Raw genomic sequence first — 22,175 nt, 5'->3', positions numbered from 1 at the left:
TTGGAGCGGCGGCGCGATCACTGCGCGGCAAGCTCCATCACCTTCACCTGTGTTGCTTCGTCGCGATTGAGGAATCCGGTCACTCGGCCTTCATGCATGACCATGACACGATCGCTCATGCCGAGCACCTCGGGCATTTCCGATGATATCATGATCACCGCCACGCCGGTGCGCGCCATTTCCGTGACCAGCCGGTGGATCTCCGCCTTGGCGCCGACGTCGATACCACGCGTCGGTTCGTCCAGAATGAGGATCTTCGGATTGGTCAGCAGCCAGCGGCCGATCAGCACCTTCTGCTGATTGCCGCCCGAAAGGTTTTCGACCCGCTCGTTGAGATTGGGCGTCTTGACGCGCAGCTTGCGCGCCATCTCCTCACAGGTCGCCTCGATCGCGCGCTCCTGGACGAAACCGCCCTTGACGAACTGGTCGTGCAGCACGGCGATCTGCATGTTCTCGAGCACATCGAGAATGAGCAGACAGCCCGTATCCTTGCGGTCTTCCGTCAGGAAGGCCATGCCGTTCTGGATCGCCACGGCCGGGGAACTGATATCCACCTTCTTGCCAAACAGCTCGATCGTGCCTGAGCTCGCCGGCGTAACACCGAAGAGCGTTTCGGCGACGTTCGAACGACCCGAGCCGACGAGACCGGCAACACCGAGAATCTCGCCTGCACGCACGTCGAAGGAGACGTCGTGGAAGACGCGCTTCAATGTGAGATTCTTGACCGAAAGCACGACGTCGCCGATCGGGACTTCTTCCTTCGGGAACATCTGGGTGATCTCGCGGCCAACCATCATACGAATGATGTCGTCGCGCGTCACATCGGTCGATGCATGAGTGCCGATATACTTGCCGTCGCGGAACACCGAGAATTCGTCGGCGATCTCGAAGAGCTCGTTCATCTTGTGGGTGATGTAGACGATACCGATGCCCTGGGCGCGCAGATCGCGAATGATCTGGAAGAGATGCGCAACCTCACGCTCGGTCAGCGCCGATGTCGGCTCGTCCATGATCAGGACATCTGAATTGTAGGAAACCGCCTTGGCGATCTCAACCATCTGCCGGCTGGCGACGGAGAGATGGCGAACTTCGATCTCGGGATCAAGGTCGATATTCAGCCGCTTGAAAAGATCTTCGGTCAGCCGGTACATTTCGCGATGATCGACGAAACCGAGCCGGTTCTTCGGCTCGCGGCGGATCCAGATGTTTTCGGCAACTGTCATGAACGGCATCAGGTTCAGTTCCTGATGGATCATGGCGATACCGTTTTCCAGCGCGTCGAGCGGCGACTTGAGCTGGATCTCGATACCCTTCAGCCGCACCTCGCCCTTGTCGGGCGTGTAGATGCCGGCAAGGATCTTCATAAGGGTGGATTTACCGGCGCCGTTCTCGCCCATCAGCGCATGGACGGAGCCGCGCTTCAGACGGAACTGGACATCGTCAAGCGCCACGACGCCTGGAAATTCCTTGCGCACACCTTCGGCGCTCAGCAGGTATTCCGCATTCGGAACGGCCCCGCTGGCGCGCACGGCAGCCATGGTGGACGGGCTCACAGCCATCTTCATTTCTCCGGATACGGCAGAGGAGTTGGATGCGGGCAAGCCGCCCGCATCCGCGACAGTCACCTTAGTTCTTGGTGACGAAGTCCTTGACGTTTTCAGGAGTTACGAGCTGGAAGGGGATGTAGACCTTCTTGTCGATCTTTTCGCCCTTGGCGAGCTTCAGAGCCGCATCGAGCGAGCCCTTGCCCTGACCGGCGGCGTCCTGGAACACGGTCACATCGAGATCGCCTGCCTGCATTGCAACCAATGCGTCCTGCGTGGCATCAACGCCACCGATCACGTAGTCCTTCATGTCCTTGCCGGCGGCCTTGAGAGCCTGGATCGCGCCGATCGCCATTTCGTCGTTGTTGGAGATGACGGCGTTGAACTCGAGACCGCTGGACAGCCAGTTGCTGACGAGGTCGGAGCCCTGGGTACGATCCCAGTTTGCCGTCTGCTCTTCGACGATTTCAATGCCCTTGCATTCGTCGGTCTTCACGACGTCATGAACGTCCTGGGTACGCATGCGGGCAGCCTGGTTCGAAAGCTCGCCCATGATGACCACGGCCTTGCCCTTGCCACCGAGAAGACGGCAGACTTCCTTGGTTTCCAGCGTGCCAGATTCCTGTTCGTTGGAAGCGACGAAGGCCTGGTTGTCAGGCAGCGTATCGATGTTCACCGGCTGGCGGTTGACGTAAACAAGCGGGATACCAGCATCGGCAGCGAGCTTCGACATGGCAGCCGTCGCATCGGTATCGACAGGGTTGACGATGATCGCATCGACCTTGGAAGCGATGAAGTTCTGGATCTGGCTCTGCTGCTTGGCGACGTCGTTCTGCGCGTCTTCGACCTGCAGCGTCACGCCGCTCAGCGTCTTCGAGTAGTCAACCATGCCGTTGCGAAGAACGGTCAGGAAGTTGTCGTCGAACTTTGCCATCGACACGCCGACATTTGCAGCGTGAGCGGCCGTCGACATGACAAGCGCCATAGCGGTGCCCAGGATAAACTTTTTCATTTTATTTCCTCCACAAAGCGGTGTCCGGCAGCACCCTCCTCACGCCGGAACTTCGGGCCCAGCCCAAAAGCCGTAATTCCAATGTACCGCCACTCCCGTGAGGCGGCTCCGTCAAAAACGGAACAAACAAACCGTAAAATTTGCCCGACGGAATATTCATTCCATTTTCCGGACGGGACGTCAACTCTTTTTAAAGCAATGGCGAAAGGACCCTCGCCAAAAAAAGTCTGGCAGCCGCAGCGTGCGACGATGCAATCGTCATGCGGCGCGCCTAGATAAGCGCCTTCAGCGGCCTGCTGAACTCATTGCCCAAAGGAGATTTCAATGTCTGTTTCCATGTACCGGCTGACCGTTCCGGTCTTTCAGCGCGGATTGAAAACGCTTTCCACCTATCTCGACAAGGCGGAAGCCTACGCGACGGAAAAGGGGATCGATTCCAGTATCTTGGTGAACGCGAGACTGGCGCCTGACATGTTGTCGCTCGCCGGACAGTTTCAACGCGCTACCGATACCGCGAAGTTCGGCATCACCCGTCTGACCTCGACCGACGCGCCGAAATTCGAAGACAACGAAACGACCGTGGCCGAACTGCGGGAGCGCATCGCCAAGGCAGAAGCCTATCTGGCAACTGTTACGCCTGACATGCTCGATGGCGCCGAGAAAACCGAGGTAACCCGCCAGATCGGCGGCAGAGCGGGCAAGACAGTGACCCTCAGCGGCGACGAATATCTCGCCACGTTTGTGCTGCCGAACTTCTATTTCCACATCGGCATGGCACACGCCATCCTGCGCAACCAGGGCGCCCCGGTCGGCAAGATGGACTATCTCGGCAATTTCGGCTGAACGCTTCAGGGCCGGTAAGACACCGGCCCTTTTTCTGTCAGTTCGGTATAGGCAAGCGTCTGATCGAGGTGACGCGCCCTGAGCGACAGCAGCTTTTCCGCATAGGCAAGCCGCGTTCCTGCATGCGCGGGATCGGCAGCAAGGTTCCGCATCTCCATCGGATCAGCCTTTAGATCGAAGAGCAGCGGCGGCAGCGCCGCGAAATGCACATATTTGAACTGTTCGTCGCGGATGACCGCGAGATTGCACTGATTGGGCCTTAGCCCGAAATGCGCCTCGGCATCACCGCTGGCGATCTCCCGGAAGTCGAATTCCCAGAAGGCCGCATCCCGCCACTGACCGGCATCCGCACCATCGACAAGCGCGCGCAGCGAATGGCCATCGAGCCCGTTCTCTGCGCTCATGCCAAGCGTTTCGCAAAGCGTCGGGAAGATATCGGCAGCGCTGGTGAACTGGCTGACGGTCGCGCCTTTTTGCCCGGCGCGCGGATCGCGGATGACAAGCGGGATGTGATAGCTGCCGTCGAAGAAGCCGCCCTTCCCCAGCATCCAGTGGTCGCCCATCATCTCGGCATGGTCGGAGGTGAAGATGACGATCGTGTCGTCCCAGGTCCCCACATCTTTCAGCGCCTGCCAGATCCGCCCGAGCTGCGCATCAACCTCGGCAATCATCCCATAGTAGATCGCCCGGATCGCCGCGAAATCCTCGGCATCCCAATCGTTGACCGGGCCTCTGGCGCCATGGATGAAGCTGCCCTTGCCGCTCCTCGGCATCGCATAGGCGAGATAGGGATGCGCCTCCATCTCCGCTTCAGCGGAAGAGGCACGCGCGAAGGCCGGCCCGTCACCGGGCTGGAACATCGCGCCATAGGGCTCCGGCACCGAAAACGGCGGATGCGGGCGGAGAAAAGAGACATGCGCAAACCAGGCATCCTCCTGCTCGCCGAGCCAGCGAATGAATTCACCCGCCAGAAAGGCCGTCTGCGTCTCGTCTTTTGAATAGGCCGGGCTGCTGGCCGATATTTCACCCGCCTGTGCGCCGGCCGGAATATGGATATCGCGGTTCACCGCCCCGGCATGCCCGCGCGACCGGAGCCAGGACAGCCACTGCTTTTCGTGCTCCGGCAACAACTGCCGTGCCGTGAAACCCGGCAGCAGCCCTTCATAACTGGTCAGATGCGGATCGCCGCTCTGAAGCGCCCGCGGATCGGGCGCCGTATCGGTATAGCCGAACAGCGTCGGGTCATAGCCCGCCCGCCGCGCCATCAGCGCCAGATTGTCGAAACGACGGTCGAGCGGCGACCCGTTCCGGCAGACCCGGTGGTTCATCTGATAGAGGCCAGTGTAAAGCGTGGCCCGCGCCGGCGAGCAGGGCGCCGCCCCGGCATAATGGTTGCGAAACAGCACGCCCTCGCCGGCGAGCGCATCGACACCAGGCGTCAGCACAGTGGGATGGCCGACTGCGGAAAGGCAATCACCGCGCCATTGATCCGCGGTGATCAGGAGAACGTTCGGACGTCTGCTCAAGGCTGCCTCAGTGCTGGTTGGTACGCGAATGCCAGTTCCAGGCTGAGCTTATGATCTGCGACAGATCATATTGCGGCACCCAGCCGAGCACATCGCGCGCCTTGTCGTTATTGGCAACCAGCGTATGCGAATCACCCTCGCGGCGACCGATATATTCGACCGGGAACGGCCGGTTCGACACATCCTCGATCGCCCCGAGCAGCTCCTTCACGGTCGTGCCAGTACCGGTGCCGAGATTGAGCGCCACCGAATCACCACCGCGCAGCAGATATTCGACCGCGCGCACATGGGCGTCGGCAAGATCCAGCACATGAATATAGTCGCGTACGCAGGTGCCGTCGCGCGTCTCATAGTCGCTGCCGAACACCTTGAAGCCTTGGCGGCGGCCGAGTGCTGCATCAATCGCCAGCGGGATCGCATGCGTTTCCGGATCATGCCACTCGCCGATCCGGCCCTCGAAATCGGCCCCGGCCGCATTGAAATAGCGCAGAATCACCGAACGCAGGCCCTTATACTGGTCATAATCGGCCAGCGCCTGCTCGACGATATATTTCGTCCGTCCATAGGGATTGATCGGCACCTGCCGGTGCTGTTCATCGAGCGGCACGCTCTGTGGCAAGCCATAGGTCGCGCAGGTCGAGGAAAACACGAAGGCATTGATCCCGGCCGCCTGCGCCGCCGACAGCAGCGTCAGCGTCCCAACCACATTGTTCTCATAGAAGGCAACGGGATCCTTGACCGATTCGCCGACCTCGATCAGCGCCGCGAAATGCAGGATCGCCGAAGGCTTGTGCTTCACCAGCACCTCGTCGAGCCGCGCCCGGTCCCTGATATCCCCTTCCTCGGCCGGCCCCCATTTGACGAATTCCCGATGACCATTCGAGAAATTGTCGAAAACGACGGGTTTATACCCCTTGTTCGCCAGATCGAGGCACGTATGCGAGCCGATATAGCCGGCTCCGCCGACCACGAGAACAGTTTCACCTGCCATGCACCACCTTTGTTGCCGTATCGGATGACAGGAACCTAGAGGAGATAAACGGCAAGAAAAAGGGGGACTGACCGAGAGATGCTGCAGAGCAGCAAAAGAGGTATAGGAAGGCTTAGCTCGGGTGGCGAGCGCTGTGCCGAAATGTCGAACCCGGCAAGAACTATGCTTGGAAGATGAATGGCGGAGAGGGTGGGATTTGAACCCACGGTACCCTTGCAGGCACGCCGCATTTCGAGTGCGGTACATTCAACCACTCTGCCACCTCTCCGCAGTTTTGGTTGGCGCTGTTGGGCGCGGGCTGTCTCATAACGATAGAATCACGGACTGGCAAGACGAAATTGCGAAGCTTTTTCATCCTTCTGCCTTGACAGATTTTTGACACTCGTCTATCCCGCGTCCGCAATAGGCGTGGAAAAGTCCGTGCCTTGTCCGCCCCGCGCCCGCGTGGGGCTTCACCGGCAGACAGAGTTTGGGGCATCCGTCCTGAAATCCCTGCTTAACACAGACTGATAAAAAGACGGCCACCTGCATCTTGCGGGGAGAGCTGGATCGAACATGAAAGGATTAAACAATGTTCGCAGTCATCAAGACCGGCGGTAAGCAGTACCGTGTGGCAGCAAACGACGTGCTGACCATCGAGAAGCTTGAAGCATCCGCTGGCGACTCCATTGAATTCACCGAAGTACTCGTCATCGGCGAAGGCGCCGATGCGGCGATCGGCGCACCCTTCGTCAAGGGCGCATCGGTAAAGGCCGAAGTGGTCGAGCAGAACCGTGGCAAGAAGGTCATCGCCTTCAAGAAGCGCCGCCGTCAGAACTCGAAGCGCTCGCGCGGTCATCGCCAGCATCACACGGTTGTCCGTATCACGGACATCCTGGCAGCCAAGTAATCGGTTTCGGGCAACAAGGTTTAAAGGAGAAATCCAATGGCACACAAAAAAGCTGGCGGTTCGTCGCGCAACGGTCGCGACTCTCAGTCTAAGCGCCTTGGCGTGAAGAAGTTCGGCGGCGAAGCCGTCATCGCAGGCAACATTATCGTGCGTCAGCGCGGTACGCAGTGGCATCCGGGCGCCAATGTCGGCCTCGGCAAGGATCACACCATTTTTGCGCTTACGGCAGGCAATGTAGACTACCGAACGAAGGCCAATGGTCGCGTGTACGTATCTGTAATGCCGAAAGCCGAAGCAGCGGAATAAGCCGGTAGCGCTCTAAAACAGCCGGCGTCTCATCGACCCGGCTGAGCGTATCAGGTTCAGTCCAGAAAACAGGGGAGATGGGGCGCCATCTCCCCTTTTTCTTTGTCCATAAGGAGGACTGAACATGCAAGGCGAACTGATCAGGGTCGACCAATCACGGTCTACCCGGGAAGACCAGAGGTCTCCCAAGGAACGGCTGAGGCCGGAGCGGTTAAGGACTGATTGCCCTGTCTTGTTATCGGAACGGCTCGTCATGCGCGCGCCGCACGAGGAAGACATTGACGCCCTTTCCCATCTCGCCAACAACGCCAAAGTCGCCACAATGGTATCGCGCATGCCGCACCCGTATACCGCCAATGATGCCGCTGACTTCGTGCGTCGCACGAAGAATGGCGAGATCGGCAAGTGCGTCTATGCGATTACCAAAGCTGAAAACGGCGCGTTTATCGGTTGCTGCGGTGTCGAGCCGCATGCCGATGGCCGCACCGTCGAGATCGGCTACTGGCTCGGCGAACCCTTTTGGGGTCAAGGCTACACGACGGAAGCGTGCCACGCGCTGGTCGACATGGTTTTGCGCACCAGGGAAAACATCGACCAGATTGATGCCCGTTGCCGGGTGATGAACATCGCCTCGCGGCGGGTCATCCAGAAGTGCGGCTTCCAATTCCAGGGATCCGGCCTTGCCGCATCGCTGGCGCTCGGCTCCAACGTACCTGTCGAATGGTACCGGCTGGACCGGAAGACCTGGATGTCGCTGAGAAGCTGGGGGGCCCTGTCATGAGTGCTGCCCTGCTCGACCGGCCGAAGGTCCAACCGATGACGCCGGGGCCCGCCCCGGTTATCGGCACGGCAAGACTGTCGCTGCGCCCTCACCGGCTGAGCGATGCCGATGCCATGGCGGAAACGCTGTCCGACTTTGCCGTGACGCGCATGCTTTCGCGCGTCCCGGCACCCTATCACCGGCAGGATGCTCTGGACTGGCTGGTTCCGGTCACTTCAGGCGCCCTGCCGGGCTGGAACCTGGCGATCACCAACGGTGACGATGCCCATATCGGCATGGTTTCCGTCGAGCTTCGTCATGGCCGCTGGCACCTCGGCTACTGGCTGAACCGCTACTACTGGCGGCGCGGCTACATGAGCGAGGCTGTCGAAGCCGTTCTGGAGCGGTTCTCGCGGCGGATGCCCGACATGCCTGTTCATTCCGGCGTGTTTGCCGACAATCCGGCATCGCTCCGGCTGCAGGAAAAGCTCGGCTTCCGCATGACCGGCTGCTCGGAGATCTACAGTTTCGCCCGTAACACCATGGTGGCGCATGTCGAAACCGTTCTCCAGCCCGGCGCACTGCAGGCTGCCAGGGCCGCCTGAAACATGAAGGAAACGCCGCGGTTGCGCCGCGGCGTTTCTAGATTTCGATCTCGGCCCAGATGGGGAAATGATCGGAACCGACAGACTCCGTATCGATATGGGCGCCTCTCAGGCTGCCTGCCAATCCGCCGCTGACGAAACAATAATCGAGATGCATGCGCTTTCCGTGATCCCCAGGATCCATCCAGCTATAGCTTCCCGGATGATAACCATCGAGCGCCGCAAGCGCATCGACCGGCGTGCCGACGCGCGGCGTGCGGCCGTAGTAGCCGTCCCTGGCACCGGCGAAAGCACAATATTCCGGCGATTCCGGCACCATGTTGAAATCGCCCATGACGACGTAATCCTCCGGCAGAGGCAACTCCTCCAGACCGATCTCCGCCGCTCCGCTGACCGACCCGCCTTCAAGGCGGAACGCATTGATCCGCTCGTTGAGATGGCGGATCTGGGCAATGCGCTCGTCGACCCAGACATGGTCGAGATGCACGGAATAGACGCGCAGCGGCCGGCCGGGAATATCGATCAACGCCTCGGTCGCGCCGCGCTGCAGGTTGAGCTTGGAGACCGTGCGGCTGCGCGGCAACAGGATCGTTCGCGTCGACAGGATCGGAAAACGCGACAGGATCATGTTGCCGAACTGGAAGCGCGTGCCACGCTGCGGAAAGCCGCCCTCGCCGGCCGCAACATGCAGATCGCACGGCGCGCCATAGACCCAGAAATAGTCGGGAAAGAAGGCCGCCAGATCGGCCGGCATGTCGGCAAAATCGTTCTTCTCGTAGCCTCGGGTCACCTCCTGCAGGGCGATGACGTCAGCACCCTCGAGGCTCTCCGCAATGCGTCCCAGGTCGTAAATCCCATCAAGACCGAAGCCGTACTGTATGTTATAGCTCGCAAACTTCACGATATTCTTTGACCTCCGCATGAACCGCCTATATCGAAAGCGGCGAATGGGGCGCGTTAATAGCCACCGGTACTGGAAGTAAAATGAAATTTCTCGACGAAGCAAAGGTCTATATCAAGTCTGGAGACGGTGGCGCGGGCAGCGTCTCGTTCCGGCGCGAGAAGTTCATTGAGTTCGGCGGCCCCGATGGCGGCGATGGCGGACGCGGTGGCGATGTCTGGGCCGAGGCCGTCAACGGGCTCAATACCCTGATCGACTTCCGCTATCAGCAGCACTTCAAGGCGCAGATCGGCACGCACGGCATGGGCCGCAACCGGACCGGCGCCAATGGCGGCGACGTCACGCTCAAGGTGCCGGTCGGCACGCAGATTTTCGAAGAAGACCGCGAAACACTGATCTGCGATCTCACCGAGGAAGGTCAGCGCTTCCGCATTGCAGCCGGCGGCAACGGCGGCTTCGGCAACGCGCATTTCAAGTCTTCGACGAACCAGGCGCCCGATTGGGCCAATCCCGGCCTCGAGGGCGAGGAAAAGACCATCTGGATGCGGCTGAAGCTGATTGCTGACGCCGGTCTCGTCGGTATGCCGAATGCCGGCAAGTCCACCTTCCTGGCCTCGGTCACCCGCGCCCGCCCGAAGATCGCCAACTATCCCTTCACCACGCTGCATCCGAACCTCGGCGTTGCCACCGTGGACGGCCAAGAATTCATTCTCGCCGACATTCCGGGCCTTATCGAGGGCGCCCACGAAGGCGTCGGCATCGGTGACCGCTTCCTCGGCCATGTCGAGCGCACTCGCGTTCTTCTGCATCTTGTTTCCGCGCAGGAAGAGAAGGTCGGCAAAGCCTACAAGACCGTCCGCTACGAGCTCGAAGCCTATGGTGAGGAACTCGGCGAAAAGGTCGAGATCGTCGCGCTGTCGCAGATCGACGTGCTTGACGACGAAACGCTGAAGAAGAAGACCAAGGAACTTGCCAAGGCCTGCGGCCGCACCCCGTTCCAGATTTCGGCGGCGACCGGCAAGGGCATGACCGAGGTGCTGCGTGCTTTGCGCGAGATCATCACCGAGGCCAATGCCGGCTCGTCTGAAAAGATCGCCAAGACGCCGAAGCTTCGTCACCGCGATATGGCATCCGATGAAGAAGGCGAAGTGGATGACAACGCGTAAGCCGCTCGACCGCTATCGCCGCATCGTCATCAAGATCGGCTCTGCACTGCTCGTCGACCGCAAGACGGGCCTGAAGAAGGCTTGGCTCGATGCCATGTGCGCCGATATCGCGGCGCTGAAGGCCAAGGGCGCCGATGTTCTCGTGGTTTCCTCCGGTGCTATCGCCCTCGGCCGCTCGGTTCTCGATCTTCCCTCCGGCGCCCTGAAGCTGGAAGAAAGCCAGGCCGCCGCCGCCGTCGGCCAGATTTCGCTGGCACGCGCCTGGTCGGAAAGCCTGTCGCGCGACGAGATCGTCGCCGGGCAGATCCTGCTGACACTCGGCGATACCGAAGAGCGCCGCCGCTATCTCAACGCCCGCGCCACCATCAACCAGCTCTTGAAGATCGGCGCCGTGCCGATCATCAACGAGAATGACACGGTTGCCACCAGCGAAATCCGCTATGGCGACAATGATCGCCTGGCCGCACGCGTCGCAACGATGACCGGCGCCGACCTGCTGATCCTGCTTTCGGATATCGACGGCCTCTATACGGCGCCGCCGCATTTCGACCCGGATGCGAAATTCCTGGAGACGATCGCCGAAATCACCCCCGAGATCGAAGCGATGGCCGGTGGTGCCGCCTCCGAGCTGTCGCGCGGCGGCATGCGCACCAAGATCGACGCCGGCAAGATCGCGACGACCTCCGGCTGCGCCATGATCATTGCCTCGGGCAAGACGGATAGCCCGCTATCGGCCATCGCCAATGGCGCCCGCTCTTCCTGGTTTGCGCCATCTGGAACGCCCGTGACCGCCCGCAAGACCTGGATTGCCGGTCAGCTGCAGCCCGCCGGCGAGCTCCATATCGACGAGGGCGCGATGACGGCGCTCGGGGCCGGCAAGAGCCTGCTTCCCGCGGGCGTGCGCAAGATCAACGGCGTCTTCAGCCGCGGCGATACAGTTGCGATTATCGGCCCCTCCGGCCGCGAGATTGCCCGTGGTCTCGCGAGCTACGACGCCGACGAGGCCCGCCAGATCGCCGGCCGCAAGTCCGCAGAGATCGAGAAGATTCTCGGTTATCCCGGCCGCGCCGCCATGATCCACCGTGACGACATGGTGATGACGGCGCAGATAAGTTCGAAATCGGAAAGGCAGAAGAAGGACGCAAGCTATGCTTGATACAGTTGTGCAAGGCCCCGACATTGATGTGCTGATGAACGACATCGGCCGCAAGGCAAAGGCTGCAGCACGACCGTTGGGCTTTGCCTCCACCGAAAGCAAGAACAAGGCGCTGAACGCCATGGCCGATGCGATCCTGCGCAACAAGGCCCATATCCTCGCCGAAAACGCCAAGGACCTGAAGGATGTCGAAGGTGGCAGCCTGCTGGCTTCCTTCGTCGACCGCCTGACGCTGAACGACAAGCGCGTCGCCGAAATGGCCGAGGGCATCCGCACGATTGCCGAACTCAAGGATCCGGTCGGCGAAGTCATCGCCGCCTGGGACCGGCCGAATGGCCTGAAGATCCAGCGCACCCGCACGCCGCTCGGCGTCATCGGCGTTATCTTCGAAAGCCGCCCGAACGTGACGGCAGATGCCGGCGCGCTGTGCCTGAAGGCCGGCAATGCGGTAATCCTGCGCTGCGGCTCGGATTCGCGCCGTTCCTCGCAGGCGATCCATGCCTGCCTGGTCGAGGGCTTGAAGAAAGCCGGTCTGCCCGAGCATGCGATCCAGCTGGTTCCGGTGACCGACCGTGCGGCGGTCGGTGCCATGCTGCGCGGCCTTGAAGGCGCGATCGACGTCATCGTGCCGCGTGGCGGCAAGAGCCTTGTCGCCCGCGTACAGAACGAAGCCCGCGTCCCGGTCTTCGCCCATCTCGAAGGCCTCTGCCATATCTATGTCGACAAGTCTGCCGATCTCGGCATGGCCAAGGAGATCATTGTCAACGCCAAGATGCGCCGCACCGGCGTCTGCGGCGCTGTCGAGACGCTGCTGGTCGACCGCGCGGTCGCTGAAACGCATCTGAAGCCGCTTCTCGATGGGCTTGCTGCCGCCGGCTGCGAAATCCGTGGCTCCGCCGATGTCCTCGAGGCCGCTCCGGGCATCAAGCCAGCGACCGAAGAAGACTGGTCGACGGAATATCTCGATGCCGTCATTTCGGTTGCACTCGTCGATGGTATCTCGGGCGCGATCAAGCACATCCAGACCTATTCGTCGAACCATACCGAAGCCGTGATCGCCGAGGATCCTGCCGTCGTTGAGCGCTTCTTCACCGAGATCGACTCGGCCATCCTGCTGCACAACGCCTCGACCCAGTTTGCCGATGGCGGTGAGTTCGGCATGGGGGCGGAAATCGGCATCGCCACCGGCAAGATGCATGCCCGCGGCCCAGTCGGCGTCGAGCAGCTCACCTCCTTCAAATACCGCGTTCGCGGTACCGGACAGACGCGGCCCTGACGTGATCCCAGAAGAGATCGACCGGCGCTATCTTCGCATGCCGCACACCGAGCGCGGCATGGTCGTCGGTCTTTTCGGCGGATCGTTCAACCCGCCGCACCAGGGCCACGCACTGGTGGCCGAGATCGCCATCCGCCGCCTGGGCCTCGATCAGCTCTGGTGGATGGTGACACCCGGCAATCCGCTGAAGAGCCGCAATCATCTGGCGCCGCTCGCCGAGCGGATCGCACTTAGCGAGGCAATCGCTACCGATCCGCATATCAAGGTGACGGCCTTCGAGCAGTCGATCGGCATCAGCTACACGGCCAATACGCTGGCGCGCGTAAAGGCGCGCAATCCGCATGTCCACTTCGTCTGGATCATGGGCGCCGACAGCCTGGAAACCTTCCACAAATGGCAGAAGTGGCAGGATATCGCCCGCACCTTCCCGATCGCCGTGATCGACCGGCCCGGCTCGACGCTCTCCTATCTCTCTTCGAAAATGGCCAAGACCTTCGCCTTTGCGCGTATCGATGAGGATGACGCAAGGGCGCTCTGGAAGAAGCCGGCGCCCGCCTGGACCTTCATCCACGGACCGCGCTCTGCCTTGAGCTCGACGGCAATCCGCAAGGCTGCCGAATAAACGAATTCTGGAAGTGTGGAGAAATGAAAAGCCCGACGGGGGAGGATCCGTCGGGCTTCATAAACTTGATCGACAACTGGGAGGAGGAGTGTTGCCGATCCATATCGAACGGCCTGGGAGGAGGAGTGGCCGTTTCGATGAGTATGTTTTACCATAATCGATCGAAACGTGAAGATCGCATATCGCATTGCAGCAATGCATCATGCGCAAGGCTAGGCTAAATACTTCGCATGATGATGCTGCTTTTTGCGGCAATCCGAACGGGCTATCGGTAGACCCGTTCGGAAAAGGCGCTCATTCCTGACCGGATCATCAATTCATAGACCATTCGCCTGCTGATTGGATTGTGGAGCCTTGCAACTTTGGACCCCAGGAATTCCGTTTCGACATGGTCGAAAGCAGTCAGGTCCGGCGCCTTGGCGATGACATCGTAATAGAACTGGTGATGGTCGCGGCGGCAGACATAGGTCTTGTACTTGGTCATGCAGAAGGCCGAGAACTCCGCACCGTTCTCACGCAAGAAGTCGGCGACCCCCACCGTGACCTCCGGCCATGCGGGATTGAAGGTGTCGTCGAAGGCGATCACGCCATGCGGCGCCAGGCAATCCTTCGCCAGCCGGCTGTCGGCCACGACATGCGGCAGCATATGCCCGCCATCGATGCTGAAGAATCGGATTTCGCCCGCCTTGGCACTGATCTCGTCGGCCGAAAGCCGGGTGCTATCGCCCTTGATGACCAGCTCCTCATCCACAGCAAGTCCGAGACGCCGGCCATTCTCGAGGAAACGGCCATATTGCGGCGAGGCGCCGTCATCGGTCTGGCCGAGATCGAAGAGATCGATCGCCACGACCTTCTGCTCCGGACCGCAGATTTTGCGGAAGAGGTAATATGAGCGCCCGTAGAACACGCCGATCTCTGCAATGCCGCCGGCAAGGCTCTTGCTATTTTGACTTTGCAACAACGAGAGGAACACCAGTGCATCCGGGGGATCAATGTATCCCTCGATCGTCTGCAAGTCGTGAAAGATGAATTTCCGTGTCGCCGAGTTCATCAAAACTGCCGATCCTCTATGCTTGTTAATTCCATAGCGATTCCCGCATATTTCTACCGTCATTAAACAGCAGATAAAACAGTTTCGGCAAGATCAACCCGCAGTGGACTCGATTTTACTTTGGTTTCCAAGGGATTCCGGCAGAATAGATACAATCATCGCGAGAAAATGTCGCGGTTGCTTCGTCATTTGTGGCAATACTTTGGCAGATAATCTATAGCGCTTCCGCAATATGTCCCGCCAAATATATCGCTAGCAAAGCAGCAGCAGATCGATATATTCCCTTCGATATTTCGAACTGGGGAGTGAATGACATGCAAAACCGTCGCCATTGGATGAAACTGGCTATTGCCGCGATTTCGGCAGGCTTTATCGGCCTCGGCACCCTACCGCAGCCGGCCGCAGCCGCCGAGAAGGTCACCGTTTTTGCCGCAGCCAGCCTCAAGGATGCGCTCGACGCCGCCAATGCGGCCTGGGCAAAGGAGAGCGGCAAGGAAGCCGTCGTTTCCTACGCAGCAAGTGGCGCGCTGGCAAAGCAGATCGAGAATGCGGCACCTGCCGACGTCTTCATCTCCGCCGACCTCAACTGGATGGACTATGTCGCCGGCAAGAAGCTGATCAAGGACGACACGCGCTCCAACCTGCTCGGCAACCGCCTGGTTCTGGTTGCCGCCAAGGACAAGGCCAAGCCTGTCGACATCAAGCAGGGCTTCGATCTCGCCGGCCTGATCGGCGACGGCAAGCTTGCCATGGGCGAGCCGAAGTCGGTCCCGGCAGGCAAATACGGCCAGACCGCGCTCGACAAGCTCGGCATCTGGAAGGCCGTGGAGCCGAAGGCAGCCTTTGCCGAAAGCGTCCGCGCCGCGCTGGCCCTCGTTTCCCGCGGCGAAGCGCCCTACGGCATCGTCTACCAGACCGACGCAGCCGCCGATAAGGGCGTCGCGATCGTCGGCACCTTCCCGGCCGATTCCCATCCGCCGATCATCTACCCGGTCGCGCTTCTCGCCGAGAGCAAGAATGCCGATGCGGCTGCCTATCTCGACTTCCTGAAGTCCGACAAGGCAGCTCCCTTCTTCACGGCGCAGGGCTTCACGATCCTGAAGTGATCAAACTGAAATGATTGCGGAATTTCATTCTGCAGCTTAGCGTGAAGGCTCGCACATCAGCGAGCCTTCTATTTTTTTGGAGAACCGCGATCTTGGATGCCCTTGGCCTCAGCGCCGAAGAGTGGACCGCCATCATGCTGAGCCTGCGCGTCTCCGCCGTGGCGATGGTGGCAAGCCTGCCATTCGGCATTGGCGCCGCCCTACTGCTGGCCCGCGGACGCTTCTATGGCAAGTCGCTGCTGAACGGCATCATCCATTTGCCGCTTATTCTTCCGCCTGTCGTCACCGGTTTCCTGCTACTCGTCCTGTTTGGCCGCCGCGGGCCGATCGGCAGCATGCTCGACCAGTATCTCGGCATCGTCTTCTCCTTCCGCTGGACCGGTGCCGCGCTTGCCTGTGCCGTCATGGGCTTTCCGCTGATGGTCCGCAGCATCCGCCTGTCGATCGAGGCCGTCGACCGCAAGCTCGAGGAAGCCGCGGGAACGCTGGGCGCCAGCCCCCTCTGGGTCTTCCTCACCGTCACTCTGCCGCTGACACTTCCCGGCATCATCGCAGGCATGATCCTCTCCTTCGCAAAAGCGATGGGCGAATTCGGCGCGACCATCACCTTCGTCTCCAACATCCCGGGCGAGACGCAGACACTGTCGGCCGCCATCTACACTTTCACCCAGGTACCGGGCGGCGATGCGGGCGCCTTCAGGCTGACGATGGTGGCAGTCGTCATTTCGATGGCGGCCCTGCTGGCCTCCGAATTCATGGCCTATCTTGCCGGCCGGAGGATCGATCCGGAATGACGCTGACCGTCGAAGCCAGACATCGCCTCGGGTCCTTCCGCCTCGACGGCGCCTTCACGTCCGAAAGCGGCGTCACCGCCTTGTTCGGCCGCTCCGGCTCGGGCAAGACCTCGATGATCCGCATCATCGCCGGATTGACCCGGCCCGAAGACGGCAAGGTGCTGCTCGACGGTGAGCCGTTGACCGATACCGCAAAGGGCATTTTTGTCCCCCGCCATCGCCGCCGCTTCGGCTACGTTTTCCAGGAAGCGCGGCTCTTTCCGCACCTGAGCGTTCGCAGCAACCTGACCTACGGCCGGTGGTTCGCGCCGAAGACAGGCGGGGCCGGTGATTTCGACCGGGTGATTGACATGCTCGGCATCGAGCCATTGCTTGGCCGCAGCCCGGCGAAGCTTTCTGGCGGCGAAAGACAGCGCGTTGCCATCGGCCGGGCCCTGCTTTCGTCCCCGCGCCTGCTAGTGATGGATGAGCCGCTGGCCGCGCTCGACGACGCGCGCAAGGCCGAAATCCTGCCCTATCTCGAACGGCTGCGTGACGAGACGCAGATCCCGATCGTCTATGTCAGCCATTCCATCGCCGAAGTGGCACGCCTCGCAAGTCAGGTCGTCGTCATGCGCGACGGCAGGGTGGACGCGATCGGCAGTGCCGTCGATGTCTTGAGCAAGCCATCGACGGAAGAGGGGCGGCGCGAGGCCGGCGCATTGCTGGAAGGAACGGTCGAAAGTGTCGATACCCTCCACCGGCTCGCCACCGTGGCGCTGAAAACCGCGCAGCTGCAGCTCCCCGGAACAGCGGTCCAGCCCGGCAAGCGCGTGCGCATCCTCATCCCGGCCCGTGACGTCATGCTCGCGACCCAAAAGCCGGAGGGCCTCAGCGCCCTCAACATCCTCGAAGGCAGCATCCGCGATCTGGCGCCGGCCGACGACGGAACGGTCGAGATCCAGGTGGATTGCGGTGGCGATATCGTGCTGTCGCGCATCACCGCGCTCTCGGTCGAGAGACTGGCATTGGCGCCGGGCAAGCCCGTCTACGCCATCATCAAGACGGTGGCGCTGCAGCCGTGATCAGCGCTGCCCGCCATCGGCAGGGCTGCGGTTGTCTTCGAGCCAGGCGAGCTCGCTGGCAAGGGTCGTGCGCACTGTCGCTTCCATCCGGCGGAAGCAGGCGAGCAGCTCCTCGCCGAACGGCGTCAACGCCGCGCCGCCACCCTTCTGGCCACCCCGCTGCGATTCGACGACCGGCTGCTTGAACATCCGGTTCATGTCGCTGACCAACAGCCAGGCGCGGCGATAGGACATGTCCATCGCCCTGCCCGCCGCCGAAATCGATCCTGTTTCGCGAATATGCTCGAGGAGTTCCATCTTGCCGCGGCCGAGGCGATCCTCGTGCGGGAAGCTGATACGGAGCACCGGAATGAGATTGTTCTTGGCGAGCTCGGGCATGTAATCCGCATTTTCTAAAACAATGGCGGCACTTTACGCCGGGCCTTTGCCGCTGTACACCGCCGCCATCGACTGCGGCCTGTCATAATTGTTGATCGCCAGCGCAAGTCTTCGCGCGACGAAACCGGGCCTGTGTCTTGAAAGATTAATGGTTTGATGCCTATCTTAACTATGATTTGGACGACCCAAATCAGTTGATGTGCATGTCTGTTATTCCAGGAAAGGGAAAGCACTGACAACAGTACACGCCAAGGGAAGAACGCTTGCCGTTATCCCGAAGAGCCCGGAACGTGGCGCCGATGCCGCTGCCCGCGCCCTGCAAGCCGTCCTCGCCAGCCTCGAGGACTCGAAAGCTGAAGATATCGCCACCATCGACATTGCTGGGAAATCTGCGCTGGGCGACTACATGGTCGTTGTCTCCGGGCGATCGAACCGCCATGTCATGGCGATTGCCGACCACCTCCTCTCCGACCTGAAGGACGACGGCTTCGGTGCCGCGCGTGTCGAGGGACAGGAAGGTGGCGATTGGATTCTGATCGATACCGGCGATATCATCGTGCACGTTTTCCGCCCCGAAATCCGCGAGTTCTACAACATCGAAAAGATGTGGGCCGCTCCGGATATGGACGAAGAAACGCGCCACTAACAGGCACCCGGCCTTCATCCGGCGCCTGACATACGGCATGCAGCAAGGCCGGAAACAATGGACACCGGCCTCAGTAGGCCGGTTTTGCGTTCTTAAAGGGCGCTGAACAGGAGCGGATGATATGCGCATAGGCCTTTTTGCCGTGGGGCGGCTCAAATCCGGCCCGGAGAAGGATCTTGCGGCCCGCTATTTCGACCGCTTTGCCAAGGCTGGCCCGGCGGTAGGTCTCGAATTTTCTCGCGTTGCCGAAGTCGCCGAAAGCCGCGCCTCCAATGCCGAGACCCGCAAGCGCGAGGAAGCGGCAATGCTACTGAAGACGCTTCCGGATGGCGGCATCCTCATCCTGCTCGACGAGCGCGGAAAGGCGCTCGACAGCGAGGCCTTCGCAAGCACGCTCGGCACTTACCGCGACAACGGCAAACGCGACCTGACGATCGCGATCGGCGGCGCCGACGGCCTCGATCCCGCTCTCTACGACCGCGCCGACATGACGCTTTGCCTCGGCAAGATGACCTGGCCGCACCAGATCGTCCGCACTCTGATCGCCGAACAGCTCTACCGCGCCGTGACCATCCTCTCCGGCCACCCCTACCACCGGGTCTGAGCCTCACGCAGCCGTGTATTCCGCCGCTGCGATCTTTCTGGTCAAAGCTGCCAAATCAGCTTAGTCTCCGCGCGATTTTGAGAGTTGCCCCGAACACGCATGACACGACGCGCCCGCAAGCGAACGAGCCTGATTTTGCCTCTTCTTGCGGCGGGTCTTACCGCGGCAGCCGTGCCTTCCCTTTTGCCGCTTCCATCGAAAGCGCAGGATGCACCCGCTCAGAGCGGTGATCAGGCCACGCCTGCGCCTGCCGCACCACCTGCAACACCTCAAGCCGCAGAAGCGCCGCCGCCGGATCCGGCCGCAGAACTCGCCAAGAAGCGTGACGAGACCCGCGCCCAGCTCGATGCTCTCTCGAAGACGATCAATCTTTCGTCAGACAAAGTGAACGAGCTTGAGAAGAGCATCGCCGATCTCGACAAGAGCAGCACGACCATTCGCCAGGCGCTGATCGATTCCGCCGCCCGCCGCAAGACGCTGGAAAAGCAGATCCTCGACAGCGAGAAGAAGCTCGCCGATCTCGGCGTCAAGGAAGACGGCATTCGCCGCTCGCTGCATGACCGCCGCAGCCTGCTCGCCGAAGTGCTGGCAGCACTGCAGCGCATGGGCCGCAACCCGCCGCCAGCGCTTCTGGTGACCCCCGATGACGCTCTCGCATCCGTCCGCAGCGCCATTCTGCTCGGCGCTGTCGTGCCGGGAATGCGCAAGGAAACCGATAAGTTAGCTGCTGACCTGACCAATCTGGCCGCCTTGCAGGCAGCCAGCACCAAGGAACGCGCCGACCTGACGGCAACGATGACCAACGGCATCGAGGAAGAGCGGCGCATGGATCTGCTGCTCGCTGAAAACGACAAGCTGAGCCGCAGCAACGCTGCCGAGCTGGAGGCCGAAAAGAAGCATTCCGAGGAGCTCGCCGGCAAGGCGACGACGCTCGAAGGCCTCGTCGCATCGATGGAATCGGAAATCTCTTCCGTCCGCGACGCCGCCGAGGCGGCCCGCCGCGAAGAGGAAAATCGCAAGCTCCTGACCGATGAACAAAGGGCCCAGGCGAAGGCCCTGGCAGACAGCGGTGTGCCCGATAAAAACCGCATTGCGCCCGCATATCCGTTCGGAGAATTGAAGGCGAAGCTGGAGCTGCCCGTGGCGGGCGATATTCTGCGTCAGTTCGGCGATGCCGACGGCACCGGGCACGAGGCCATGGGCATGACGCTGGCGACCAACCCGGATTCGGTGGTCACCGCACCGGCGGACGGACTGGTGGTTTATGCCGGCGCCTTCCGCAGCTATGGCCAGATGATCATTCTTGATACGGGCGACGGTTACCACCTGGTTCTATCGGGGATGGACACGATCAGCACCCGCCAGGGCAAGTTCGTTTTCGCCGGTGAACCGCTTGCGGCAATGGGCGCAAAAAGAGTGGCAAGCGCGACAGCATTGGCGCTGGAAACAAACCTTCCAACGCTTTACATTGAATTTCGAAAAGACGGTAAACCGGTCGATTCCCGGCCGTGGTGGACCGTCAAAGACACTGGAAAGGCACGCAATGATTCGTAGGGCTTCTCTTGTTCTGGTCGGCGCATTGATGGGTGCGACCGCGATGAGCGTCATCTATTCGGCAGGCGTGCCCGCCGAGGCGGCGGGAGCATCCACCTACAAGGAGCTCTCGGTATTCGGTGATGTTTTCGAACGTGTGCGCGCCCAGTACGTGACGCCGCCGGACGAGAACAAGCTCGTCGAAAATGCCATCAACGGCATGCTTTCCTCCCTCGACCCGCATTCCAGCTACATGAATGCCAAGGACGCCGAGGACATGAGCACCCAAACCAAGGGTGAATTCGGCGGTCTCGGCATCGAAGTCACCATGGAAGACGAGCTCGTCAAGGTCATCACCCCGATCGACGACACCCCGGCAGCCAAGGCCGGCGTTCTCGCCGGCGACTACATCTCCGAGATCGACGGCCAGTCGGTCCGCGGCCTGAAGCTGGAAGACGCCGTCGAAAAGATGCGCGGCGCCATCAACACGCCGATCAAGCTGACGCTTATCCGCAAGGGCGCCGACAAGCCGATCGAACTGACGATCGTCCGTGACGTCGTGGCCGTGCAGGCCGTGAAGTCTCGCGTCGAGGACGATGTTGGCTACCTGCGCGTCATCTCCTTCACCGAGAAGACCTATCCGGATCTCGAAAAGGCAATCACCAAGATCAAGGCAACCGTTCCGGCCGACAAGCTGAAGGGCTACGTCCTCGACCTGCGCCTCAATCCGGGCGGTCTGCTCGACCAGGCAATCAAGGTTTCCGACGCGTTGCTGGAGCGCGGCGAAGTGGTTTCCACCCGCGGCCGCAATCCGGATGAAACCCGCCGCTGGAACGCCGGCCCTGGTGACCTGACCGACGGCAAGCCGGTGATCGTGCTGATCAACGGCGGCTCGGCTTCCGCTTCGGAAATCGTCGCCGGCGCTCTGCAGGATCTGCGCCGCGCAACGGTGCTCGGCACCCGCTCGTTCGGCAAGGGCTCGGTTCAGACGATCATCCCGCTCGGCGAAAACGGCGCCCTGCGCCTGACGACGGCGCTCTATTACACGCCGTCGGGCCGCTCGATCCAGGGCACCGGCATCACGCCTGACATCAAGGTCGACGAGCCGCTTCCGGACGATCTGAAGGGCAAGATGGTGACCGAGGGCGAATCCAGCCTGCGCGGCCACATCAAGGGCCAGAGTGAGACAGACGAAGGCTCCGGCTCTGTTGCCTACGTCCCGCCGGATCCGAAGGACGACGTCCAGCTCAACTATGCGCTGGACCTGCTCCGCGGCAAGAAGACCGATCCGGCCTTCCCGCCGAACCCGGAAAAGGCGGTTTCCGCAAAGTAATTTCGAGATTGCATCAGGCCGGAGTAACATCCGGCCTGATGATTCTGACTGTTTCCCGGTTTGGGGCGG

23 protein-coding genes and 1 tRNA gene are annotated in these 22,175 nt (G+C 61.1%); 16 read left to right on the top strand and 8 right to left on the bottom strand.

The genetic code is table 11. The features are described from left to right. Nucleotides 1–17: 17 nt before the first annotated feature. Nucleotides 18–1,559, bottom strand: a complete 1,542-nt coding sequence (locus tag ACQZ5H_RS20315) for a sugar ABC transporter ATP-binding protein (protein WP_112718481.1) — start codon at nt 1,557–1,559, stop codon at nt 18–20. A 67-nt stretch (nt 1,560–1,626) separates the two neighbouring features. Next, the gene (locus tag ACQZ5H_RS20310) at nt 1,627–2,556 is read right to left on the bottom strand and encodes a sugar ABC transporter substrate-binding protein (protein WP_449098878.1); all 930 of its coding nucleotides are present in this window, start codon (nt 2,554–2,556) and stop codon (nt 1,627–1,629) included. Nucleotides 2,557–2,880: 324 nt separating this feature from the next. Here ACQZ5H_RS20310 and ACQZ5H_RS20305 point away from each other — a divergent pair, with 324 nt between their 5' ends. Then, nucleotides 2,881–3,399 carry a DUF1993 domain-containing protein gene (locus ACQZ5H_RS20305; RefSeq protein WP_449098877.1) on the top strand — a complete coding sequence of 173 codons (519 nt, stop codon included), beginning with the start codon at nt 2,881–2,883 and terminating at the stop codon, nt 3,397–3,399. Between the two features lie 5 nt (nt 3,400–3,404). On the opposite strand, the gene ACQZ5H_RS20300 is transcribed toward ACQZ5H_RS20305, so the two are convergent. From ACQZ5H_RS20300 to ACQZ5H_RS20290, 3 genes are all read right to left on the bottom strand, one after another. Further along, on the bottom strand, nt 3,405–4,955 hold the full coding sequence (locus ACQZ5H_RS20300; RefSeq protein WP_449098974.1) for an alkaline phosphatase family protein: 1,551 nt from the start codon (nt 4,953–4,955) through the stop codon (nt 3,405–3,407). Then, nucleotides 4,933–5,916, bottom strand: a complete 984-nt coding sequence (gene galE, locus ACQZ5H_RS20295; protein ID WP_449098876.1) for a UDP-glucose 4-epimerase GalE — start codon at nt 5,914–5,916, stop codon at nt 4,933–4,935. The genes ACQZ5H_RS20300 and galE overlap by 23 nt, the downstream gene beginning before the upstream one ends. A gap of 178 nt (nt 5,917–6,094) precedes the next feature. After that, a tRNA-Ser gene (locus ACQZ5H_RS20290) sits at nt 6,095–6,184 on the bottom strand. Nucleotides 6,185–6,487: 303 nt separating this feature from the next. On the opposite strand from ACQZ5H_RS20290, the gene rplU reads away from it, so the two are divergent. The 4 genes from rplU (at nt 6,488) to ACQZ5H_RS20270 (ending at nt 8,476) form a co-directional block, all read left to right on the top strand. After that, nucleotides 6,488–6,805 carry a 50S ribosomal protein L21 gene (gene rplU, locus ACQZ5H_RS20285; RefSeq protein WP_112385937.1) on the top strand — a complete coding sequence of 106 codons (318 nt, stop codon included), beginning with the start codon at nt 6,488–6,490 and terminating at the stop codon, nt 6,803–6,805. Between the two features lie 36 nt (nt 6,806–6,841). After that, nucleotides 6,842–7,111, top strand: a complete 270-nt coding sequence (gene rpmA / locus ACQZ5H_RS20280; RefSeq protein WP_112718171.1) for a 50S ribosomal protein L27 — start codon at nt 6,842–6,844, stop codon at nt 7,109–7,111. 124 nt (nt 7,112–7,235) lie between these two features. Then, nucleotides 7,236–7,892, top strand: coding sequence for a GNAT family N-acetyltransferase (locus ACQZ5H_RS20275; RefSeq protein WP_449098875.1), 657 nt, complete (start codon nt 7,236–7,238; stop codon nt 7,890–7,892). Beyond that, the gene (locus ACQZ5H_RS20270) at nt 7,889–8,476 is read left to right on the top strand and encodes a GNAT family N-acetyltransferase (RefSeq protein WP_449098874.1); all 588 of its coding nucleotides are present in this window, start codon (nt 7,889–7,891) and stop codon (nt 8,474–8,476) included. The genes ACQZ5H_RS20275 and ACQZ5H_RS20270 overlap by 4 nt, the downstream gene beginning before the upstream one ends. Before the next feature lie 37 nt (nt 8,477–8,513). Here the strand turns inward: ACQZ5H_RS20270 and ACQZ5H_RS20265 are convergent, their stop codons facing one another. Then, the gene (locus ACQZ5H_RS20265; protein WP_449098873.1) at nt 8,514–9,377 is read right to left on the bottom strand and encodes an endonuclease/exonuclease/phosphatase family protein; all 864 of its coding nucleotides are present in this window, start codon (nt 9,375–9,377) and stop codon (nt 8,514–8,516) included. 83 nt (nt 9,378–9,460) lie between these two features. Between ACQZ5H_RS20265 and obgE the strand changes: the two genes are divergently transcribed. From obgE to ACQZ5H_RS20245, 4 genes are read left to right on the top strand one after another with little or no spacing between them, the layout of a single operon-like run. Further along, entirely contained in the window at nt 9,461–10,543 is a 1,083-nt protein-coding gene (gene obgE / locus ACQZ5H_RS20260) for a GTPase ObgE (protein ID WP_199627992.1), read from the top strand. Further along, on the top strand, nt 10,530–11,699 hold the full coding sequence (proB, locus tag ACQZ5H_RS20255) for a glutamate 5-kinase (protein WP_199627993.1): 1,170 nt from the start codon (nt 10,530–10,532) through the stop codon (nt 11,697–11,699). The genes obgE and proB overlap by 14 nt, the downstream gene beginning before the upstream one ends. After that, nucleotides 11,692–12,975, top strand: a complete 1,284-nt coding sequence (locus ACQZ5H_RS20250) for a glutamate-5-semialdehyde dehydrogenase (protein WP_449098872.1) — start codon at nt 11,692–11,694, stop codon at nt 12,973–12,975. Before proB ends, ACQZ5H_RS20250 begins: the two co-directional genes overlap by 8 nt. Nucleotides 12,976–13,012: 37 nt before the next feature. After that, nucleotides 13,013–13,597, top strand: coding sequence for a nicotinate-nucleotide adenylyltransferase (locus tag ACQZ5H_RS20245; protein ID WP_210341129.1), 585 nt, complete (start codon nt 13,013–13,015; stop codon nt 13,595–13,597). A gap of 265 nt (nt 13,598–13,862) precedes the next feature. Here ACQZ5H_RS20245 and ACQZ5H_RS20240 read toward each other — a convergent pair whose 3' ends face one another. Next, nucleotides 13,863–14,648, bottom strand: coding sequence for a class I SAM-dependent methyltransferase (locus tag ACQZ5H_RS20240; RefSeq protein ID WP_449098871.1), 786 nt, complete (start codon nt 14,646–14,648; stop codon nt 13,863–13,865). A gap of 314 nt (nt 14,649–14,962) precedes the next feature. Between ACQZ5H_RS20240 and modA the strand changes: the two genes are divergently transcribed. From modA to modC, 3 genes are all read left to right on the top strand, one after another. Further along, nucleotides 14,963–15,754: a molybdate ABC transporter substrate-binding protein gene (modA, locus tag ACQZ5H_RS20235; RefSeq protein ID WP_130283043.1), complete on the top strand. Its 792-nt coding sequence runs from the start codon at nt 14,963–14,965 to the stop codon at nt 15,752–15,754. A gap of 92 nt (nt 15,755–15,846) precedes the next feature. Further along, on the top strand, nt 15,847–16,548 hold the full coding sequence (gene modB / locus ACQZ5H_RS20230) for a molybdate ABC transporter permease subunit (RefSeq protein WP_413710553.1): 702 nt from the start codon (nt 15,847–15,849) through the stop codon (nt 16,546–16,548). Then, nucleotides 16,545–17,612 carry a molybdenum ABC transporter ATP-binding protein gene (gene modC / locus ACQZ5H_RS20225; RefSeq protein ID WP_449098870.1) on the top strand — a complete coding sequence of 356 codons (1,068 nt, stop codon included), beginning with the start codon at nt 16,545–16,547 and terminating at the stop codon, nt 17,610–17,612. Before modB ends, modC begins: the two co-directional genes overlap by 4 nt. Here the strand turns inward: modC and ACQZ5H_RS20220 are convergent, their stop codons facing one another. Further along, a complete protein-coding gene (locus ACQZ5H_RS20220; protein WP_130283037.1) occupies nt 17,613–17,990 on the bottom strand; it encodes a winged helix-turn-helix domain-containing protein in 378 nt (125 codons plus the stop codon). It lies immediately after the preceding gene. Between the two features lie 199 nt (nt 17,991–18,189). Between ACQZ5H_RS20220 and rsfS the strand changes: the two genes are divergently transcribed. From rsfS to ACQZ5H_RS20200, 4 genes are all read left to right on the top strand, one after another. After that, on the top strand, nt 18,190–18,636 hold the full coding sequence (rsfS, locus tag ACQZ5H_RS20215; protein ID WP_112718147.1) for a ribosome silencing factor: 447 nt from the start codon (nt 18,190–18,192) through the stop codon (nt 18,634–18,636). A 121-nt stretch (nt 18,637–18,757) separates the two neighbouring features. Beyond that, nucleotides 18,758–19,240: a 23S rRNA (pseudouridine(1915)-N(3))-methyltransferase RlmH gene (rlmH, locus tag ACQZ5H_RS20210; RefSeq protein WP_130283035.1), complete on the top strand. Its 483-nt coding sequence runs from the start codon at nt 18,758–18,760 to the stop codon at nt 19,238–19,240. Between the two features lie 129 nt (nt 19,241–19,369). After that, nucleotides 19,370–20,794, top strand: coding sequence for a murein hydrolase activator EnvC family protein (locus ACQZ5H_RS20205; protein WP_449098973.1), 1,425 nt, complete (start codon nt 19,370–19,372; stop codon nt 20,792–20,794). Then, nucleotides 20,784–22,106: a S41 family peptidase gene (locus ACQZ5H_RS20200; protein ID WP_112718143.1), complete on the top strand. Its 1,323-nt coding sequence runs from the start codon at nt 20,784–20,786 to the stop codon at nt 22,104–22,106. Before ACQZ5H_RS20205 ends, ACQZ5H_RS20200 begins: the two co-directional genes overlap by 11 nt. The last annotated feature ends 69 nt before the right edge of the window (nt 22,107–22,175 follow it).

It is taken from the genome of Rhizobium sp. 21-4511-3d (genome assembly GCF_053522545.1).
The sequence above is the reverse complement of the archived record's forward strand: the minus strand, read 5'-3'. Positions and strand labels throughout refer to the sequence as shown.

What these genes read in the sequence shown, in the direction of transcription:
- obgE (WP_199627992.1), top strand. Translation starts at nt 9,461, where the DNA reads ATGAAATTTCTCGACGAAGCAAAGGTCTATATCAAGTCTGGAGACGGT.
- proB (WP_199627993.1), top strand. Translation starts at nt 10,530, where the DNA reads ATGACAACGCGTAAGCCGCTCGACCGCTATCGCCGCATCGTCATCAAG.
- ACQZ5H_RS20310 (WP_449098878.1), bottom strand. Translation starts at nt 2,556, where the DNA reads ATGAAAAAGTTTATCCTGGGCACCGCTATGGCGCTTGTCATGTCGACG.
- ACQZ5H_RS20275 (WP_449098875.1), top strand. Translation starts at nt 7,236, where the DNA reads ATGCAAGGCGAACTGATCAGGGTCGACCAATCACGGTCTACCCGGGAA.
- ACQZ5H_RS20315 (WP_112718481.1), bottom strand. Translation starts at nt 1,559, where the DNA reads ATGGCTGTGAGCCCGTCCACCATGGCTGCCGTGCGCGCCAGCGGGGCC.
- ACQZ5H_RS20220 (WP_130283037.1), bottom strand. Translation starts at nt 17,990, where the DNA reads ATGCCCGAGCTCGCCAAGAACAATCTCATTCCGGTGCTCCGTATCAGC.
- rplU (WP_112385937.1), top strand. Translation starts at nt 6,488, where the DNA reads ATGTTCGCAGTCATCAAGACCGGCGGTAAGCAGTACCGTGTGGCAGCA.
- rlmH (WP_130283035.1), top strand. Translation starts at nt 18,758, where the DNA reads ATGCGCATAGGCCTTTTTGCCGTGGGGCGGCTCAAATCCGGCCCGGAG.
- galE (WP_449098876.1), bottom strand. Translation starts at nt 5,916, where the DNA reads ATGGCAGGTGAAACTGTTCTCGTGGTCGGCGGAGCCGGCTATATCGGC.
- modC (WP_449098870.1), top strand. Translation starts at nt 16,545, where the DNA reads ATGACGCTGACCGTCGAAGCCAGACATCGCCTCGGGTCCTTCCGCCTC.
- ACQZ5H_RS20240 (WP_449098871.1), bottom strand. Translation starts at nt 14,648, where the DNA reads ATGAACTCGGCGACACGGAAATTCATCTTTCACGACTTGCAGACGATC.
- ACQZ5H_RS20245 (WP_210341129.1), top strand. Translation starts at nt 13,013, where the DNA reads ATGCCGCACACCGAGCGCGGCATGGTCGTCGGTCTTTTCGGCGGATCG.
- rpmA (WP_112718171.1), top strand. Translation starts at nt 6,842, where the DNA reads ATGGCACACAAAAAAGCTGGCGGTTCGTCGCGCAACGGTCGCGACTCT.
- ACQZ5H_RS20270 (WP_449098874.1), top strand. Translation starts at nt 7,889, where the DNA reads ATGAGTGCTGCCCTGCTCGACCGGCCGAAGGTCCAACCGATGACGCCG.
- ACQZ5H_RS20250 (WP_449098872.1), top strand. Translation starts at nt 11,692, where the DNA reads ATGCTTGATACAGTTGTGCAAGGCCCCGACATTGATGTGCTGATGAAC.
- ACQZ5H_RS20200 (WP_112718143.1), top strand. Translation starts at nt 20,784, where the DNA reads ATGATTCGTAGGGCTTCTCTTGTTCTGGTCGGCGCATTGATGGGTGCG.
- modA (WP_130283043.1), top strand. Translation starts at nt 14,963, where the DNA reads ATGCAAAACCGTCGCCATTGGATGAAACTGGCTATTGCCGCGATTTCG.
- ACQZ5H_RS20305 (WP_449098877.1), top strand. Translation starts at nt 2,881, where the DNA reads ATGTCTGTTTCCATGTACCGGCTGACCGTTCCGGTCTTTCAGCGCGGA.